The sequence below is a fragment of the Escherichia sp. E.sYA108 genome, assembly GCF_011754335.1.
GTDB classification, from domain to species: domain Bacteria; phylum Pseudomonadota; class Gammaproteobacteria; order Enterobacterales; family Enterobacteriaceae; genus Escherichia; species Escherichia coli.
On sequence record NZ_JAAQVZ010000001.1, the window covers coordinates 3,815,336 to 3,832,423 of the forward strand.

Annotated in this window: 13 protein-coding genes and 4 pseudogenes; 4 read left to right on the forward strand and 13 right to left on the reverse strand. The window is 49.7% G+C overall.

From position 1 onward, the window contains the following. Window positions 1-116 precede the first annotated feature (116 nt). From phoA to HBM92_RS18380, 3 genes and pseudogenes are all read right to left on the reverse strand, one after another. Complete coding sequence (gene phoA / locus HBM92_RS18370; RefSeq protein WP_001304842.1) at window positions 117-1,532, reverse strand: alkaline phosphatase; 1,416 nt, start codon at window positions 1,530-1,532, stop codon at window positions 117-119. A 100-nt stretch (window positions 1,533-1,632) separates the two neighbouring features. Beyond that, window positions 1,633-1,893 carry an anti-adapter protein IraP gene (iraP, locus tag HBM92_RS18375; protein WP_000792973.1) on the reverse strand — a complete coding sequence of 87 codons (261 nt, stop codon included), beginning with the start codon at window positions 1,891-1,893 and terminating at the stop codon, window positions 1,633-1,635. Between the two features lie 182 nt (window positions 1,894-2,075). After that, window positions 2,076-2,278 (reverse strand): annotated as a pseudogene (locus tag HBM92_RS18380) (hypothetical protein). 77 nt (window positions 2,279-2,355) lie between these two features. Here HBM92_RS18380 and ddlA point away from each other — a divergent pair. Beyond that, on the forward strand, window positions 2,356-3,450 hold the full coding sequence (ddlA, locus tag HBM92_RS18385) for a D-alanine--D-alanine ligase (RefSeq protein WP_000413685.1): 1,095 nt from the start codon (window positions 2,356-2,358) through the stop codon (window positions 3,448-3,450). Window positions 3,451-3,473: 23 nt separating this feature from the next. Here ddlA and HBM92_RS18390 read toward each other — a convergent pair whose 3' ends face one another. Next, window positions 3,474-3,686 carry a DUF2754 domain-containing protein gene (locus tag HBM92_RS18390; RefSeq protein ID WP_001295334.1) on the reverse strand — a complete coding sequence of 71 codons (213 nt, stop codon included), beginning with the start codon at window positions 3,684-3,686 and terminating at the stop codon, window positions 3,474-3,476. 259 nt (window positions 3,687-3,945) lie between these two features. Here HBM92_RS18390 and HBM92_RS18395 point away from each other — a divergent pair, with 259 nt between their 5' ends. Beyond that, the gene (locus tag HBM92_RS18395) at window positions 3,946-4,254 is read left to right on the forward strand and encodes a YaiY family protein (RefSeq protein WP_000763151.1); all 309 of its coding nucleotides are present in this window, start codon (window positions 3,946-3,948) and stop codon (window positions 4,252-4,254) included. A gap of 58 nt (window positions 4,255-4,312) precedes the next feature. Here the strand turns inward: HBM92_RS18395 and yaiW are convergent, their stop codons facing one another. Both yaiW and sbmA read right to left on the reverse strand, forming a co-directional pair. Then, on the reverse strand, window positions 4,313-5,407 hold the full coding sequence (gene yaiW / locus HBM92_RS18400) for a surface-exposed outer membrane lipoprotein YaiW (RefSeq protein WP_000092069.1): 1,095 nt from the start codon (window positions 5,405-5,407) through the stop codon (window positions 4,313-4,315). A gap of 12 nt (window positions 5,408-5,419) precedes the next feature. Further along, entirely contained in the window at window positions 5,420-6,640 is a 1,221-nt protein-coding gene (gene sbmA, locus HBM92_RS18405; RefSeq protein WP_001304845.1) for a peptide antibiotic transporter SbmA, read from the reverse strand. 351 nt (window positions 6,641-6,991) lie between these two features. Here sbmA and ampH point away from each other — a divergent pair, with 351 nt between their 5' ends. Beyond that, window positions 6,992-8,149 carry a D-alanyl-D-alanine-carboxypeptidase/endopeptidase AmpH gene (gene ampH, locus HBM92_RS18410; RefSeq protein ID WP_000830766.1) on the forward strand — a complete coding sequence of 386 codons (1,158 nt, stop codon included), beginning with the start codon at window positions 6,992-6,994 and terminating at the stop codon, window positions 8,147-8,149. Here ampH and iprA read toward each other — a convergent pair whose 3' ends face one another. The 4 genes and pseudogenes from iprA to HBM92_RS18430 all read right to left on the reverse strand — a co-directional run. Beyond that, window positions 8,150-8,773 (reverse strand): hydrogen peroxide resistance inhibitor IprA, encoded by a 624-nt coding sequence (gene iprA / locus HBM92_RS18415; protein ID WP_001350621.1) that lies wholly within the window; start codon window positions 8,771-8,773, stop codon window positions 8,150-8,152. An 85-nt stretch (window positions 8,774-8,858) separates the two neighbouring features. Then, window positions 8,859-10,304: pseudogene (locus tag HBM92_RS18420) on the reverse strand (autotransporter outer membrane beta-barrel domain-containing protein); the annotation flags it as partial. 47 nt (window positions 10,305-10,351) lie between these two features. Next, window positions 10,352-11,521 (reverse strand): annotated as a pseudogene (locus HBM92_RS18425) (IS3-like element ISEc52 family transposase). 72 nt (window positions 11,522-11,593) lie between these two features. Beyond that, window positions 11,594-13,099: pseudogene (locus tag HBM92_RS18430) on the reverse strand (autotransporter outer membrane beta-barrel domain-containing protein); the annotation flags it as partial. A gap of 525 nt (window positions 13,100-13,624) precedes the next feature. Between HBM92_RS18430 and hemB the strand changes: the two are divergent. Continuing rightward, on the forward strand, window positions 13,625-14,599 hold the full coding sequence (gene hemB, locus HBM92_RS18435; protein WP_001313620.1) for a porphobilinogen synthase: 975 nt from the start codon (window positions 13,625-13,627) through the stop codon (window positions 14,597-14,599). 39 nt (window positions 14,600-14,638) lie between these two features. On the opposite strand, the gene tauD is transcribed toward hemB, so the two are convergent. Genes tauD through tauB form a run of 3 tightly spaced genes read right to left on the reverse strand, consistent with a single transcriptional unit; the run spans window position 14,639 to window position 17,078 of the window. Further along, a complete protein-coding gene (gene tauD / locus HBM92_RS18440; protein ID WP_000004079.1) occupies window positions 14,639-15,490 on the reverse strand; it encodes a taurine dioxygenase in 852 nt (283 codons plus the stop codon). Next, complete coding sequence (tauC, locus tag HBM92_RS18445) at window positions 15,487-16,314, reverse strand: taurine ABC transporter permease TauC (protein WP_000114575.1); 828 nt, start codon at window positions 16,312-16,314, stop codon at window positions 15,487-15,489. Before tauC ends, tauD begins: the two co-directional genes overlap by 4 nt. Then, window positions 16,311-17,078, reverse strand: coding sequence for a taurine ABC transporter ATP-binding subunit (gene tauB / locus HBM92_RS18450; RefSeq protein WP_000939358.1), 768 nt, complete (start codon window positions 17,076-17,078; stop codon window positions 16,311-16,313). The genes tauC and tauB overlap by 4 nt, the downstream gene beginning before the upstream one ends. Window positions 17,079-17,088: the final 10 nt, after the last annotated feature.

The window sequence follows — 17,088 nt, forward strand, 5'->3', positions numbered from 1 at the left end:
CACCATCCCTCTTCATGTTTTAACCATGAGCGTTTGCGCCCGTGATCTGCCATTAAGTCTGGTTGCTAACAGCAAAAAAACCACCCGACAGCGAAAATTCACCGCCGGGCGCGGTTTTATTTCAGCCCCAGGGCGGCTTTCATGGTGTAGAAGAGATCGGTCTGGTCGGTCAGTCCAACGACATTGGCGGCATGTGGGCCATACGCTGCAATACGCAACTGACTGCCGGTATGTTCTTGTGAATCCTCTTCGGAGTTCCCGTAACTCATCACCATCACTGCGCCATCTTTGGTATTTAGCGCCTGGGTGAGGCCCGGAGCTTTGGTATCCGGCGCAACTATCTGGCTGGCATGGGCGTGATCAGCGGTGACTATGACCAACGTGTTACCATCCTTTTTAGCGAATTCCAGCGCCCGTTGTACGGCTTCATCGAGATCGACCGTCTCGCCAATTTGCCCACAAGGATTCGCTGCGTGATCCTGTTTATCGATTGACGCACCTTCAACTTGCAGGAAAAAGCCTTTCTCATTTTTACTCAACAATTCAATGGCTTTGTCGGTCATCTGCGCCAGGGTCGGTACACTGTCATTACGTTGCGGATTAGGCGTACAGGTGACTGCGGGCTTATCTATATTACCGTGGTACGTTGCTTTCGGTCCTTGCCAGCGCACTGGCATATTGCCGTCAGCAAACAGTCCTAATAGGGGTTTTTGCTGATTCGCTTCCGTCACCGAATTCAGTGAGGCAGTATCGCTCACCAACTGATAACCACGCGCCTGTGCCTGTTCACGCAGCGTTTTTCCCTGCCATTCACCGGCGGTTGCCGTTTCAGCAAAGGTTTTTGCACCGCCGCCAAGCGTAACATCGGCACGGGCGTTAAGCAGCTGTTCGGTAATCGATCCTTTTCCGCCTTTTTCCAGAGCGTTACCCGGACATTTTTCACTGGTCGCACTCGGACCGTAGCATTTGCGCGAGGTCACATGCGCCACCAGCGCAGCGGGCGTGGCATCCTGCAACTCTGCGGTAGAAACGTTACCGGTCGCCAGACCTGCGGCTTTTGCCATTTCCAGAATCGTTGGGTGATCTTTTTCGTGAATATCGACGCCCAGCGCGCCGTTATAGGTTTTGACACCAGTTGACCAGGCGGTTGCTGATGCAGCCGAGTCGGTGACGTAGTCCGGTTTGCCGGTTTTTTTATTCAGCGCATAGTGAGTGTATTGCCCGGTAAGCGGTAAGGCATCGATACCTTTAAAAAAGCCGCCCGCACCTTCGGCATAATTGCGTGCGGCAGTAATTTCCGAGTCCCCCATCCCATCGCCAATCAGCAAAATAATATTTTTTGCAGGTTTATCGCTAAGAGAATCACGCAGAGCGGCGGTCTGATCACCCGTTAAGCGGTGAGCACCGCCGGGTGCAGTAATATCGCCCTGAGCAGCCCGGTTTTCCAGAACAGGCATTTCTGGTGTCCGGGCTTTTGTCACAGGGGTAAACAGTAACGGTAAGAGTGCCAGTGCAATAGTGCTTTGTTTCACTTTATTTTCTCCATGTACAAATACATTAAAAAATAAAAACAAAGCGACTATAAGTCTCGGCCGTGACAACTTTATGACAGCTGTTGAAAAGATTAACTTTTTACTGACGAGGATGCCTCAATAACTTCTTTACGTAATCGCGCAGCAGCTCCGTATCGTCGTCAGGAATGCTGGCATCGGGCTTTACCTCGTACAGCGCCCCCTCTACCTGATCAATCAACCGCTGTTGATCATTTTGCGCCATATTGCGAAGCATTGCCGTGACGATAATCTCCAAAGCTTCTACCTGCGCGCACAGTTCTTTCGACTCTTCTTCTTTTTGGGCAAGCTTAAATAACAACTCAGCAATGAGATTTTTCATGTCTGTATTTCCTTATCCAAAGTATGGAGAAGTTAACATTATGTTTCACAACTTCATAGTGTCTGGAAGTATTATTTTTATGACAAAGGAAATACTTTGCGCAAATATTTTTTTGTTTGATTACCAGCGAAACGTTTCTCTTATTTAAATAATTACCCACATAAAATACAGGCCTTTAATTATCAACCTTTATTATAAATAAAAGTTATGAAATATATTCTCTTCGTTATCTTATAATTAAGAGAAAAAACTCACCACATGGTCATTTAAGCCAGGAATAAATTAGCTTCCCGTTCATCATTTTTGTGATCTTGCACACATCTTTGAGATAACGCACTTTCTTCACCAGTACGTTGCTCGCTTTGTCAGCAGAAGATTGCAACATTCTGTCAGAAGGCCGCGAATCCCCCGTTTTGTCATGGTAATGTATGCACTTTGTGTTAGACGGGATAGGTTTTTAAGATGGAAAAACTGCGGGTAGGAATCGTTTTTGGTGGTAAATCAGCGGAACATGAAGTGTCTCTGCAATCGGCAAAAAACATTGTCGATGCCATTGATAAAAGTCGCTTCGATGTTGTGCTGCTGGGCATTGATAAACAAGGGCAATGGCACGTCAGCGATGCCAGCAATTATCTGCTAAATGCAGACGATCCTGCCCATATTGCGTTGCGTCCTTCGGCGACCAGCCTTGCGCAGGTGCCAGGTAAACATGAGCATCAGCTTATCGACGCACAAAACGGTCAGCCGTTGCCGACGGTGGATGTCATTTTCCCGATTGTCCACGGTACGCTGGGCGAAGATGGTTCCTTGCAGGGAATGCTGCGGGTCGCCAATTTACCGTTTGTAGGTTCTGATGTTCTGGCTTCAGCGGCCTGTATGGATAAAGATGTCACCAAACGTCTGCTGCGCGATGCCGGGCTGAACATTGCGCCATTTATTACCCTGACGCGCGCTAATCGTCACAACATCAGTTTTGCCGAAGTGGAGTCTAAACTGGGGTTACCGCTGTTTGTAAAACCGGCTAATCAGGGCTCTTCTGTTGGTGTCAGCAAAGTAACCAGTGAAGAACAGTACACAATTGCCGTCGATCTGGCGTTCGAGTTCGATCATAAAGTGATCGTTGAGCAAGGGATCAAAGGTCGTGAAATCGAATGCGCAGTTCTTGGCAACGATAACCCGCAAGCAAGCACCTGTGGCGAGATCGTACTCACCAGCGATTTCTATGCCTACGACACCAAGTACATTGACGAAGATGGCGCGAAAGTGGTAGTTCCAGCAGCCATTGCGCCAGAAATCAACGATAAGATCCGGGCGATTGCCGTTCAGGCTTATCAGACGTTGGGATGCGCAGGCATGGCGCGTGTAGACGTGTTTTTAACCCCAGAGAACGAAGTAGTGATCAACGAGATCAACACCCTGCCTGGCTTCACCAACATCAGTATGTATCCGAAGCTGTGGCAAGCCAGCGGTCTGGGTTACACCGACCTGATCACGCGTTTGATTGAGCTGGCGCTGGAGCGTCACGCTGCGGATAACGCACTGAAAACCACAATGTAATATTCAAACGCCCGGTAATATTCTTATTGGGCGTTTTCAGTTTCTTCATCGCGACGACGAATAATCAACCCCGCCAGCCAGAAACTAATCACCCACGTCACCAGACCGACGGCATAGGTCTGCCAACCTTTTGCTTCAAATCCCAGTAACCCCACCACGCCATTAAGAATGAATATAAGGCCAATGGCGAACGCATAGTAGTGCCAGTCACGGCGGATTTTTACAGGCAGATTCATGGCAGCTCCGTTAACGAAAAACAACATCCTTGCATATTCTGTAACAACTGTCTGTGGTGTAGACAACACTTTCGCAATTGTTAATAAATTTAACTTAAGGTTGCTATTTTGTGACTCACAACGAAGATTCACGCTTCGGGAATATTCCCAACATCAATTTACCATGATTCTGATATTGACAATCGAAATGACCTGTCAGACTTGCCATAAGCCGCTGGTATCACACCAGAAGAGAAGCAGATGACTTCCGGAGGTTTTTATGGCTGATTTCACCCTGTCAAAATCGCTGTTTAGCGGAAAATATCGCAATGCATCTTCAACGCCTGGCAATATTGCCTATGCGTTGTTTGTGCTGTTTTGCTTTTGGGCTGGGGCGCAATTGCTGAACCTGCTAGTGCATGCGCCCGGCGTCTATGAGCGTTTAATGCAGGTCCAGGAAACAGGTCGCCCACGGGTGGAAATTGGTTTAGGTGTCGGCACCATTTTTGGGCTGATCCCGTTTTTAGTAGGCTGCCTCATTTTTGCAGTAGTGGCGCTATGGCTGCACTGGCGACATCGCCGCCAGTAAGATTTACGTTGCCAGATGCTGCCTAAAACGCCTTATCTGGCGTGACATTCCTGTTTGATCACTGTTTCATACAACGCGCCCGCCGTTCGTCTACGCGCTTCGCAAACCAGGCCGTAGTCAGATTGCGGGTGATTTTCGGGCTTTCCAGTTGAATGCCAGGCAACATTTCGCGGGGTAGTGATTTACCGGTTTTCGCTTCGGCAAGTTGATAAACTTTCTTGTACAGCGCCGTCTCCTCAAAAGAGAAGCTGTCCCCTTTCTCTAACTGACGGCGAATTTCGCTGTCGCTCATCCCCAGTTTTCCCGCCAGTTTGCGCGTTGCCAGTTCGGTTTTCCCGGGCTCTTTACTGTCGTAACGAATTAAATCACCGTCCAGTGCCAGCTTCACGCCGCTGGCCTTACTGACCGCGTTCTGAAACGCGGCATTACGACTGGCGTACCAGCCAGCGTTAAAATCAGCAAAACGGTATATCGGCGCGCTATAGCTGGCGGGATAATTCAGTAAATGGTAAGTACCAAACCACAACCCGCCGCGGCGACTGAAGACTTCCTGACGGACTGTACCGTCCATTTTCCACGGATACCCTTTGGTATGCTGTTCGGCAAAAGCAATACTGACCTGCATCGGCCCACCGGTGCGCACCGGATTGAGCGAACCAAACAGCGTCTGCCCCATTGGCACCATGCTGATCAGATCGTCAAAAATCGCGCTCAATTGCTTTTCTGTACGCACCGAATCTAACCGTTCGCTATAGCTTTTGCCGTTTGGCGATTTGATTTTTAGCGCGGTATGCACCAGAAAAGCAGGAATGTGCATCCGTTCAGCACGACGGTCAATCTCTTGCCAGGCGATCTTGCTTAAGCCCGGAACGGCCGGATCTGCCTGATAATTTGACTCCTGCTGCGCCACCGCCAGCACCGAGCAGACGTTTTCCAGCGTCGGTGCCAGCCCCTGACTTTCAAAGGTGGTGGCGAGATCTTTCGCCCAGGCATCGCGGTCTTTCACGCTCGCAGGCATCTTCTGCCGCACGACGCTCGCCACATCTATCGCTTTTTCGCCCTTTTTCAACGGTTGCGGAGCCTGACTACTACACCCCGCTAAAACCAGAACCGCCAACAATGACAGCGAAGATAGAGGATTGACGCGCGACATTACTTCTCCTTTTTAGCTCAAGGTATGGGTTACTTCCTGAATTTTGTCACCATCCAGCTCATGTTCAAAGCTGCGCAGACGTTTGTAGATAGACATCAACTCAACCAGTGTGGTCCATGAGTTAATCAGGTACTGGAAAGCACCGCGAACCTGACCAAAAACGTTAGTAATCTGCGTCATCAGGCCGAGTGTAATCGTACCGGCAACAATTGACGGAAACAGCAAGAACAAACCGAAAACGTTATCGACCTGCAAATAGAGAATGCGGGCGATATTGAAATACATATAGTGAAAATAGAGGCGGAAATAGTTTTTCCGTACGGCGCTAAAAAGCTCGCGTACCGTAGGCGGCGTCGCGCGCGTGGCATCGTCTTCACCATAAACCAGCTCTTTACGGTAGGCAGCCTCTACACGCTGGTTTTTAAACTCCAGCCCCGGCAGTTTGATCCCTACCACTGCCAGTAATCCGGTCCCCATCAGCGACCAGACGATAGCGGCAATCACCAGACCATACGGAATGTGCCCGACAATCGGCAGCTCCGGCACATGTGCGGAGAGCGTTACCAGCACCGGCAGGAAGGCGATCAACGTCATGATAGCGTTGATAAAGCTGACGCCCATATTCTCCAGCGTTGAAGCAAAACGCATGGTGTCTTCCTGCACACGCTGCGCGGCCCCTTCGATATGACGCAGTTGTTGCCAGTTCGCCATGTAATATTCGTTCATCGCCGTACGCCAGCGGAACACGTAGTGACTGACAAAGAAGTTGTTCAGCACACTGATCACCACCGCGATCAGCGCAATCCCCAGAAAGACGCCCACTTCGCGGTAAAATTGTTCGATGGTGACTTTATGCGGCGAACTTAGCGCCGTTTGAATCAGATCATAGAACGGCGCATACCAGGCGTTGACGGCAACCCCGACTTCCACCAAAAACCAGGTGACGAAGATAATCAGCGCAGTACCGAGTATTGACCAGTATTGCCAACGGTGCGGGCTATAGATAAACCAGAACAATGCAAAAAGTCCTACGCAAACAATGTAGTAAGCGTAAAAAATCAGGAAATCCAACGACCAGAAACGCGCGGCGCTAATCGGGATCTGCCCGGAAGCGCCGGTGATACGCGCCACCCAATCACCCCCACCGGCTTGCCAGAAGATAACGGCAATCAATGCCCAAACAAAGGCCGAGAGAAAAAACGTTCCCGGCTTTGGGAAAAAAGACTTAAACATATGCACTCCTGCTAACTTCTTATCGTTTTAACAACTGCTGTGTATTAACCGCATGACCGCTACAAAGCGTCAGCCAAATGAAACTGCCCATTGTGACCCATAGCAAGGCGCTTAGTTCGCCAGCCTGACCATAAGAATTGTTTCGACGGGTTTCACAAACCAAAGATTGTTTACATAAGCGGATTAACACGCGCAGGATCACAAATGCAGGCATTGGTGAGCAGGAAAAAGATCGTGTTTACGCGCCGTTACGTTTTTAACACTATTATTGCACTAATTCGCCCTTTGCAATCCATCAATGAGTAGTATAAATACGCTCAGTTACCTTCATTCAATCTATGGACACCACCGTTGAAACGTAGTCTGCTTTTTTCTGCCGTGCTGTATGCGGCGTCATTGACCTCCGTCCATGCGGCGCAGCCGATCACTGAACCGGAGTTTGCCTCTGATATTGTCGATCGTTATGCCGATCATATTTTTTACGGCAGCGGTGCCACGGGGATGGCGCTGGTTGTTATCGACGGTAACCAGCGCGTCTTTCGCAGTTATGGCGAAACGCGACCTGGTAATAACGTTCGCCCGCAGCTGGATTCCGTCATACGTATTGCTTCCCTCACCAAGTTAATGACCAGTGAGATGCTGGTGAAATTGCTCGACCAGGGGACCGTGAAGTTAAACGATCCGCTAAGTAAATATGCTCCGCCAGGCGCACGCGTACCGACCTACAATGGGACGCCCATTACGCTGGTGAATCTGGCAACCCATACCAGCGCCCTGCCCCGTGAACAGCCCGGTGGCGCGGCACATCGTCCGGTATTTGTCTGGCCAACGCGCGAGCAACGCTGGAAATACCTTTCCACTGCCAAACTAAAAGCCGCGCCGGGCAGCCAGGCCGCGTACTCCAACCTCGCATTCGATCTGCTGGCAGATGCACTGGCGAATGCGTCCGGCAAGCCTTATACCCAGTTGTTTGAAGAGCAGATTACCCGTCCGTTGGGGATGAAAGACACCACCTACACCCCCTCACCGGATCAGTGCCGCCGTTTAATGGTTGCTGAGCGCGGTGCCAGTCCGTGCAATAACACGCTGGCGGCAATTGGCAGCGGCGGCGTCTATTCCACGCCAGGCGATATGATGCGCTGGATGCAGCAGTATTTGTCATCTGATTTTTATCAGCGCAGTAACCAGGCTGATCGCATGCAGACGTTGATTTATCAGCGCGCGCAGTTTACAAAAGTGATTGGCATGGATGTCCCCGGCAAAGCGGATGCGCTTGGTTTAGGCTGGGTATATATGGCCCCGAAAGAGGGTCGTCCGGGGATTATTCAGAAGACAGGTGGTGGTGGCGGTTTCATTACCTATATGGCGATGATCCCGCAGAAGAATATTGGCGCGTTTGTGGTGGTCACTCGTTCGCCGTTGACGCGCTTTAAAAATATGAGCGATGGCATCAATGACCTGGTGACCGAGCTAAGCGGGAATAAACCGTTGGTTATCCCCGCATCCTGATTAATACTCTGAAGGCAAACGGTTGATAGCGACCAGTTTGCCTTTATTCATTTCGATATAGCCGCCTTTACGCAAAGCAGCAAGAACTTCCGCAACGACAGAACGCGATATACGTGTACGTTGATGGATATAATTCATCACGCCAATACGTGATCGCAATTCTTCATTCCAGTCAATCATTGATAATAACGTCGCGCGGATTTGTTCGTAGGAATTATGCCCAATGAGCTGAACGTCGCGTAATTCCAGAATTCTATTTTGCCAGGCTAACCAGTAAAAAGCGTCTCGCCAGAGTTGATTTTGTTCAATAAGAGTAATGGTTTGTTTGGCTGGCAAATGATATCCCGTACAGTTTCCTTCTGATATTAATTTGTATGGTATATCGTTTTTCATTAAACCATCAGCCAGCCCCATAATATAAGGAGCCTGTGTAATACCGATAAGTACGTTTTCTTCTCTACGCAAAGAGATAACGCCCTCTAAAATAACGAAAGTATCTTCGCTATTGACATTACTGGAAAATATAACTTGCTTTTCATTATTAAACTCGAAGCGCGTACCGTATCTGGACAAACATTTATCGAGCTTACCAAATTCCTGAAGAGGTTTAACTACAGATAACATTTGCGCGTCCTTTGCAGTAATGCCCGTCAAATCCTTGACGGGCATTATTTAGATTAAATTACCTATTTCTTCGGAGTGAAGAATATTACCAGGTATATTTAACACCCACATTCGCGGACCAGTCTTGATCTACGTCACCACCACCGAGGTAGTTAGCATCGGTATAGGCGCTGAAGTTCTTGGTGAAGCTGAACTGAGTACCCAGACCAACACGTACCGCAGACCCTTCAGTACCGTTATCGATGGAATCACCGTTCACATCGTTATCGTTGTTAGAGTCGTCGTAGACGTAAGCCAGTTTGAAGTACGGAGTCAGAGCCTGGTCTTCGCTGTAGGTGAAGGTATAACCTGCATCTACACCCAGTTCATAACGCATGCTGTCGTAAGACTGACCATCAACTTTCATGTCGTTGCTCAGCTGGTAATCATCACCAGACTGGAACAGACCAGAAACGCTGCCGTAAGGAGTCACGTAACCTGCATCACCCAGTTTGAAGTCGTAACCGGCTTTCAAACCAAAGCCCCAAGCGTCGGAGTTGGTGCTGCCGTCAACGTAAGTACCGTTGCTCATGGTTGCAGACAGGTCGTTGTTGAAGTGAGAGTAGCTCAAGCTACCGTCAACAAAGACGTTGTTCGCGAAGTGAGCAGAAGAGTAGATGTAGGCAGTCTGGCTGTCTTGATCCACCTGACCAGAACGGTCATTCATATCACCTTTAGCGAAGCCTGCAGCCGCACCGACGATCCACTTAGCGTTGTTACCGTCAATTTTGGTATCAACACCGACCATGATGCCGTTAACATCCTGATCATAGTTGATGGTGCCGTTGTCGCCGTTGAAGTTACCACCGAAGTAGCTTACCCATGCGCCGCCGTTATCAGCCAGACCATGACGAGAGTTGGTCAGACGAGTACCAACGGTGTCTTGTTCCAGGTTCCAGATATTGGTGTTCGCAGACGGGATGCTCAGCGCCATGTTAGCGTAGTCGGTCAGCTCCATCTGTTGCAGAACAACGGTGTTACCACGCTGCTCAGCCTGATAGGTGTATGCACCCAGGTCAGCTTTGTTAGCAGCAGAGAAGGTCGCGTTGCTGTTGACGTCGTTTACATAGATAATTTCTTTATCTTTGTAATCAGCGATTGCGCCAGCGCCAGTTGCGTTGTCGATACGAACTTTGTAGTTACCGGTTGCCGCAACAACGTTGTCTACAGAACTGTTATCCAGTTCAGTACCGTTGTCTACGTCGCCGTTACCGTTGATAGTCAGATGACCATCAGAGTTCATAGCAACAACACCGTAGCCGTAGTTAGCCTGAGCGGTATCCCAAGTACGGTCGTTCACCAGGTCAGCGTTCAGAACATAATCGCTGCTGTTGATATCGAACACACCAGAAACTACATTGCCGTTGTGGTCAGCGATGTTGCCGCTAGTCAGTTCCAGTTTGTCAGTACGGAAAGCTTCAGTATCAAACTGATCAACGTTCACATCCAGTACACCACCGTTAGTTACGGTGATGGTATTGGCATACAGGTTAGAATAGTTATTCCAGCCAGTAGATTCGGTTAAATTAACTGAAGTGGTCAACAAAAACTGGCCACCGAGTTAGAGTTTTTTCCAGTATCGATTTTCCGATTCGTTTGGTGGTAACCCACCATTATATTCGTGCGGTCTTAGTGCGCTGTAATATCCAACGATATAGTCCGTTATTGCGTGAGCTGCATCGCTGAAGCTTACATAGCCCGTCGCCGGCACCCATTCGTTCTTCAGACTCCTGAAGAAGCGCTCCATTGGGCTGTTATCCCAGCAGTTTCCACGCCGACTCATACTCTGCCTGATCCGGTATCTCCACAGTAACTGCCGGAACTGCCTGCTCGTATAATGACTGCCTTGATCGCTGTGGAACATCACCCCGACGGGCTTACCACGGGTTTCCCATGCCATTTCCAGTGCTTTCATGGTAAGCCTGCTGTCCGGCGAGAACGACATGGCCCAGCCCACTGGTTTTCTTGCGAACAGGTCGAGAACAACGGCGAGGTACGCCCAGCGCTTACCCGTCCAGATATAGGTCACATCACCGCACCACACCTGATTTGGCTCGGTCACGGCGAACTGCCGTTCAAGGTAGTTAGGGATAGCAACATGTTCATGACCACCACGTTTATACCGGTAAGTCGGCTGCTGACAGCTGACCAGCCCCAGCTCTTTCATGAGTCTGCCAGCAAGCCAGCGCCCCATCTGGTAGCCTCTCTGGGTTGCCATTGTGGCGATGCTTCTTGCTCCGGCAGAGCCGTGGCTGATGCCATGCAGTTCAAGTACCTGGCTGCGTAATACAGCCCGTCTGCCGTCTGGCTTTTCAGGACGGTTTTTCCAGTATTTGTAGCTGCTGCGATGGACCCCGAACACATGGCAGAGAGTGGCCACAGGATAACGCGCCCTGAGTTTCCCGATTATCGAGAACTGTTCAGGGAGTCTGACATCAAGAGCGCGGTAGCCTTTTTTAATATTTCATTTTCCATTTCAATACGTTGTAGCTTTTTCCTGAGCTCACGGATTTCAATTTGTTCCGGGGTAATAGGGGAGGCTTTTGGTGTTTTTCCCTGCCGCTCATCACGTAATTGTTTCACCCATCGCGTCATTGTGGAAAGGCCGACATCCATAGCGCTGGCTGCATCTGCCACGGTGTAATTCTGGTCAACGACCAGTTGAGCGGATTCGCGTTTAAACTCTGCGCTGAAATTTCTTTTTTTCATTATGGCACCTGTGTTGTTCTGAGGTGAGCATATCACCTCTGTTCAGGTGGCCAAATTCAGTAAACCACTTCAAACGGTACTGTAGCTATCAACAGTCAGGTGGTCTGTAGCAACCAAACCATCTTCACCAATATTCAGTGAGGAGCCGTTGGTTAAACCAATGGTATCTGAGACCAGAGAGGAATCAGTAACATTTACCTGAGAGCCATTATTTACAGCTAATGTATCAATTACTGAACTATTAACGGTATTCCATTCTGAACCATTGTTCAGTGCTACGTTAAATACGCCGCTCTGGAATACCTTGTTGTCAATAATACGACCCCAATCGTTAGCTTCGATAGTGGCACCAGGGGTCAGGCTGTTCGGCGCAACATCATACATATCTGCCGGAGCAATTACTTCAGCACTCATGTTTGCTGAGCCAACCCACTTACTACCGTTGTTCAGAGTAATGTTCAGTTCATCAACGTTCTGAGCATCATCTACCCAACCACCGTTGGTATCAAGGACACCGTCACCATTGCTGTCATGGCCGGTTGAATAGAAGAATACGCCATCGTTATTCCAGTGGCTTGTGAACTCGACATCACCCAACAGGGTTGAATGGTCAAAGTTTACATTGTTTTTCATGGAATAATTTGAGCCAGCATTGTCAGAGAATGACAGAGCTACGTCATTTTCGCCACCATTACCAGCGTAATCACTTGGTTCAGCAGATTTACCGAAGAAGCCATTGCTTTCTTCCAGCGGAGTCTGTGACCCTGAAGTTACAGTGGAGTTAGACACATTAATGTTGTTGTCCCACTGATGATATTCGCTAGTATAAGTCGTGTTGCTTGTATTGCCTTCAGACAGCGCAATACCAGCTACACGGGAGTTGTTAGTAATATTGATATTGCTTTCAACATCAAGATTTACTGCAACACCCAGAGCGGTATAGAACGTTTCATTGGTTGACTTAGATTTATCACCATCAAGATATGTGTCAGTGAAGTAAAGAGCTTCATAGTCATCATCAATGGTGGAATTGGATACGTTCAGAGTGAATACGTCACCATCGTACCAATTGTAGTCAAGGTCAGTAGTGATTCCGTTATAGAAATTATAGCCATTATAGGTCTGTGGAGTTACAACTTCACCTTTAGCATTAACTTCTGCAGGAGTAATGCTGTAATAACCAAATGGCAGTTCAGAGGTGATTGCCCCATGAATTACTGAATTGCTGATATCTACCTGGTTAACAGAACCGCTAGCGTAATCATGATTCAAGTAATAAGTAGAAATGGTACCGTTAACGGTATCGCCTTTAAAGACAGTATCGAAATCGCCATTGGCATTGTTATAGTAAACAAAACCATTGTAAGTTACGTAGTTACCGTCTGAACCCATCGGGTCCATGCCGCCAGCATCGGCAATTCCATCATTGTCAGTGTCATACGGCCAAACTAAATCGGTCGTGGTGTTGTCATGATACCCCCAGGTATCATAGTTTGCTGCATTAGCCTGAGAGGTGATAGCCAGAGTGCAAGCCAATGCTAATTGTGATACTACAAGTTTCTTTTTCCAGGAGTGCATTTGTCATCCCTCCTCAGGGACGTAATAAGTTGATCCATCAATTATCAATGCATAGAAAACATATTATGTTTCGCGTTTACGATTATGCGGCGTTATAGAGGAATGGTTCAATTATTCTTTCCCCTAAGTCCGATTGCGGACATATATAAAGCACGTGAACACACACAAAGAAAGAAATAACAAAAACACAATATTTCAATACGTTAATGAAAGCGTTAATTTTAAAACATAGACCATGAAAATATAAAACAACAAAAACAGACAAATAATGTATCAATAAGCAATGAACTTTAAGCTATTCACTTTTTGGAAACGTCACCAAATCCCCAAAAACAATAATCTATGGCTATAAATAAAAATTAAAAATATTTTCAGTGAATATGAAATTATTGCTATTTCTATTACAAAGATGTCCTGACCTCTTTTTCATTCTCTTTTTGTCAACATCGCGACAACTTTCGTAAAACACACCCAGCCTGCTTCAGGTATACTATGCTCCTCGATTCCACAAACATCAGGCAGACCATGACAGATTTAATCCAACGCCCTCGTCGCCTGCGCAAATCTCCTGCGCTGCGCGCTATGTTTGAAGAGACAACACTTAGCCTTAACGACCTGGTGTTGCCGATCTTTGTTGAAGAAGAAATTGACGACTACAAAGCCGTTGAAGCCATGCCAGGCGTGATGCGCATTCCAGAGAAACATCTGGCACGCGAAATTGAACGCATCGCCAACGCCGGTATTCGTTCCGTGATGACTTTCGGCATCTCTCACCATACCGATGAAACCGGCAGCGATGCCTGGCGGGAAGATGGACTGGTGGCGCGTATGTCGCGCATCTGCAAGCAGACCGTGCCAGAAATGATCGTTATGTCAGACACCTGCTTCTGTGAATACACATCTCACGGTCACTGCGGTGTTCTGTGCGAGCATGGCGTCGACAACGACGCGACTCTGGAAAATTTAGGCAAGCAAGCTGTGGTTGCAGCTGCTGCAGGCGCAGACTTCATCGCCCCTTCTGCCGCGATGGATGGTCAGGTACAGGCGATTCGCCAGGCGCTGGACGCTGCGGGCTTTAAAGATACGGCGATTATGTCGTATTCGACCAAGTTCGCCTCCTCCTTTTATGGCCCGTTCCGTGAAGCTGCCGGAAGCGCATTAAAAGGCGACCGCAAAAGCTATCAGATGAACCCAATGAACCGTCGTGAGGCGATTCGTGAGTCGCTGCTGGATGAAGCCCAGGGCGCAGACTGCCTGATGGTTAAACCTGCCGGAGCATACCTCGACATCGTGCGTGAGCTGCGTGAACGTACTGAATTGCCGATTGGCGCGTATCAGGTGAGCGGTGAGTACGCGATGATTAAGTTCTCCGCGCTGGCGGGTGCTATAGATGAAGAGAAAGTCGTGCTCGAAAGCTTAGGTTCGATTAAGCGTGCGGGTGCGGATCTGATTTTCAGCTACTTTGCGCTGGATTTGGCTGAGAAGAAGATTCTGCGTTAATGATCATTATGCCGGGTTATCCAACCCGGCATTTCCCCCTTACCCCGCCCGATAAAACGGAATATCCCCAAGAATCGTCGCCCGATGCATAATCCGCCGCTGTGGCAGGTAATCCGCATTGGCATAGTGCTGAGTCACGCGGTTATCCCAAATCGCAATATCATTCGGTTGCCAGCGCCAGCGCACCTGAAACTCCGGTTTAGTGATATGGGCAAACAAAAAACCTAACAAGGCTTCGCTCTCTTTCTCGCTGACATCAACAATTCGTGTGGTAAAACCTTCGTTCACAAACAGCGCCTGTTTACCGGTCACCGGATGCGTTCGCACCACCGGATGTAGCAACGGTGGATTTTTCGCGACCGCCTCACGCCAGCGTTGATGCTCAGCCTCGGTTTTGCGGTACTTGTATTCCGGGAACGATTTACGGAAATCATGCTCCGCACGCAACCCGCTCAACAGCTGGCGGAAGGGAACAGAGAGCGCCTCATATGCGGCAATACCACTGGCCCAGAGCGTATCGCCGCCGGTCGAGGGTAACTCTTTCGCCGCCAGAATCGCCCCTGCGGGTGGCGTTTGAATAAATGTCACATCGGTGTGCCAGTTGTCGTTATCCGGCGGATTATCGTTATGGGTATCCAGGACGATGATCTCGTCAACCCCTTCAGCATGAGGGTAAACAGGGTGAATATGCAGCTCGCCAAAACGCTGGGCCAGCGCGCGTTGCTGCTGCGGCGTAATAGCTTGATCGCGCAGAAACACCACATGATGGCGCAGCACCGCATGGTAAAGCTGTTCAAACTGATTATCGCTTAACGGGCGCGTTAAGTCGGCCCCCGTAATTTGTGCGCCAATATACGGCCCCAGCGAGGTAATGCTCAGACGTTCACTCATTGTACTTCTCCATGCCAGGGCGTCAGGCGGCGCTGTAACGCGCGCAGACCCAGTTCTAAAAGAAAGGCGATAATCGCAATCACCGCGATCCCCGCCAGCACCACGTCAGTCGCGAGAAATTCACCCGCTGACTGAACCATAAATCCTAAACCGCGCGTTGCGGCAATCAGCTCCGCCGCCACCAGCGTAGACCAGCCCACACCCAGACCAATGCGTAATCCGGTGAGGATTTCCGGCAGCGCGCCGGGCAAAATGACAAACCACAGCACCTGCGCACGGCTGGCACCCAGCGACTGGGCGGCACGAATGCGAACCTGCTGCGCGCTTTTCACCCCCGCCAGCGCCGACATCGCCACCGGCGCAAAAATCGCTAGATAGATCAGTAAGATCTTCGAGGTTTCGCCAATACCAAACCAGATCACCATCAGCGGCAAATAAGCCAGCGGCGGCACCGGACGATAAAGCTCGATTATCGGATCCAGAATGCCGCGCACCGTCGGGCTTAGCCCCATGGCGATCCCGACCGGAATACCGATCAACACCGCCGCGAGTAGCGCCAGCACAATGCGCGTCAGGCTGGCTGCCAGATGCTGCCACAGCGTGGCGTCCATAAATCCCTGCGGCCCGGCAATGGTGAGCAGTTTTGCCAGTACCTGTTGCGGTGGCGGCAAAAACAGCGGGCTAATCAGTTGCAGCGCCGCGACTACCCACCATACAGTGAGTAAAATCGCTAACGTGCCAATGCTTAAGGTCACCTGACGCGAGAGCGGCCAGCGCCATTTCAGCCGATGCGAATGCAGTTTTTCATTAATGAGCACACTCATGAGAACGCCTCCCGTTGCTCAAATACGCGGCTTAAAACATATTCGCGCATGGCGATGAATTGTGGATCGGACTTGATGCTGCGGCTCGACTCTCCCGCAACAAAGCGGCGGGCGAAGTTGAGCGGCAGCCGCTCCAGCACGCGGCCTGGGCCGGGTGAAAGCAGAACCAGTTCAGTCGCCATAAACACCGCTTCTTCTATATCGTGGGTAATCAACAGCACCTGCTTTCCCGTCTCCTGCCAGAGTTTCAGCAGCAGGGTTTGTATCTGGTCGCGGGTGAAGGCGTCCAGCGCACCAAACGGTTCGTCGAGTAATAACAGCTGGGGATTTGCCGCCAACGCGCGGGCAATCCCCACCCGCTGACGTTGACCACCGGAAAGCTGCCAGATGTAGCGTTTTTCTGCGCCTTCCAGCCCGACTTTTTTCACCATCTGGTGTGCGATTTCCAGTCGCTGCATTTTCTCTACACCTGCCAGTTGCAGGCCGAACGCCACGTTGTCCTGTACATTGCGCCACGGTAACAACCCTTCATTCTGAAAAACTACGCCACGCTCTGCTCCCGGTCCCTGAATACCCTTACCCGCCAGTTGAATGCTGCCATGCTGATAAGGCACAAAACCAGCAATCAAATTCAGCAACGTAGTTTTGCCGCAGCCAGACGGCCCCAGAACTACCAGAAGCTCGCCGCTTTCCAGCGTCAGGTTGATATCTTCCAGTGCCGGTTTGCCGCCATAATCGGCGTAAAGATGAGAAATTTGCAGCATCTGCGCCTCC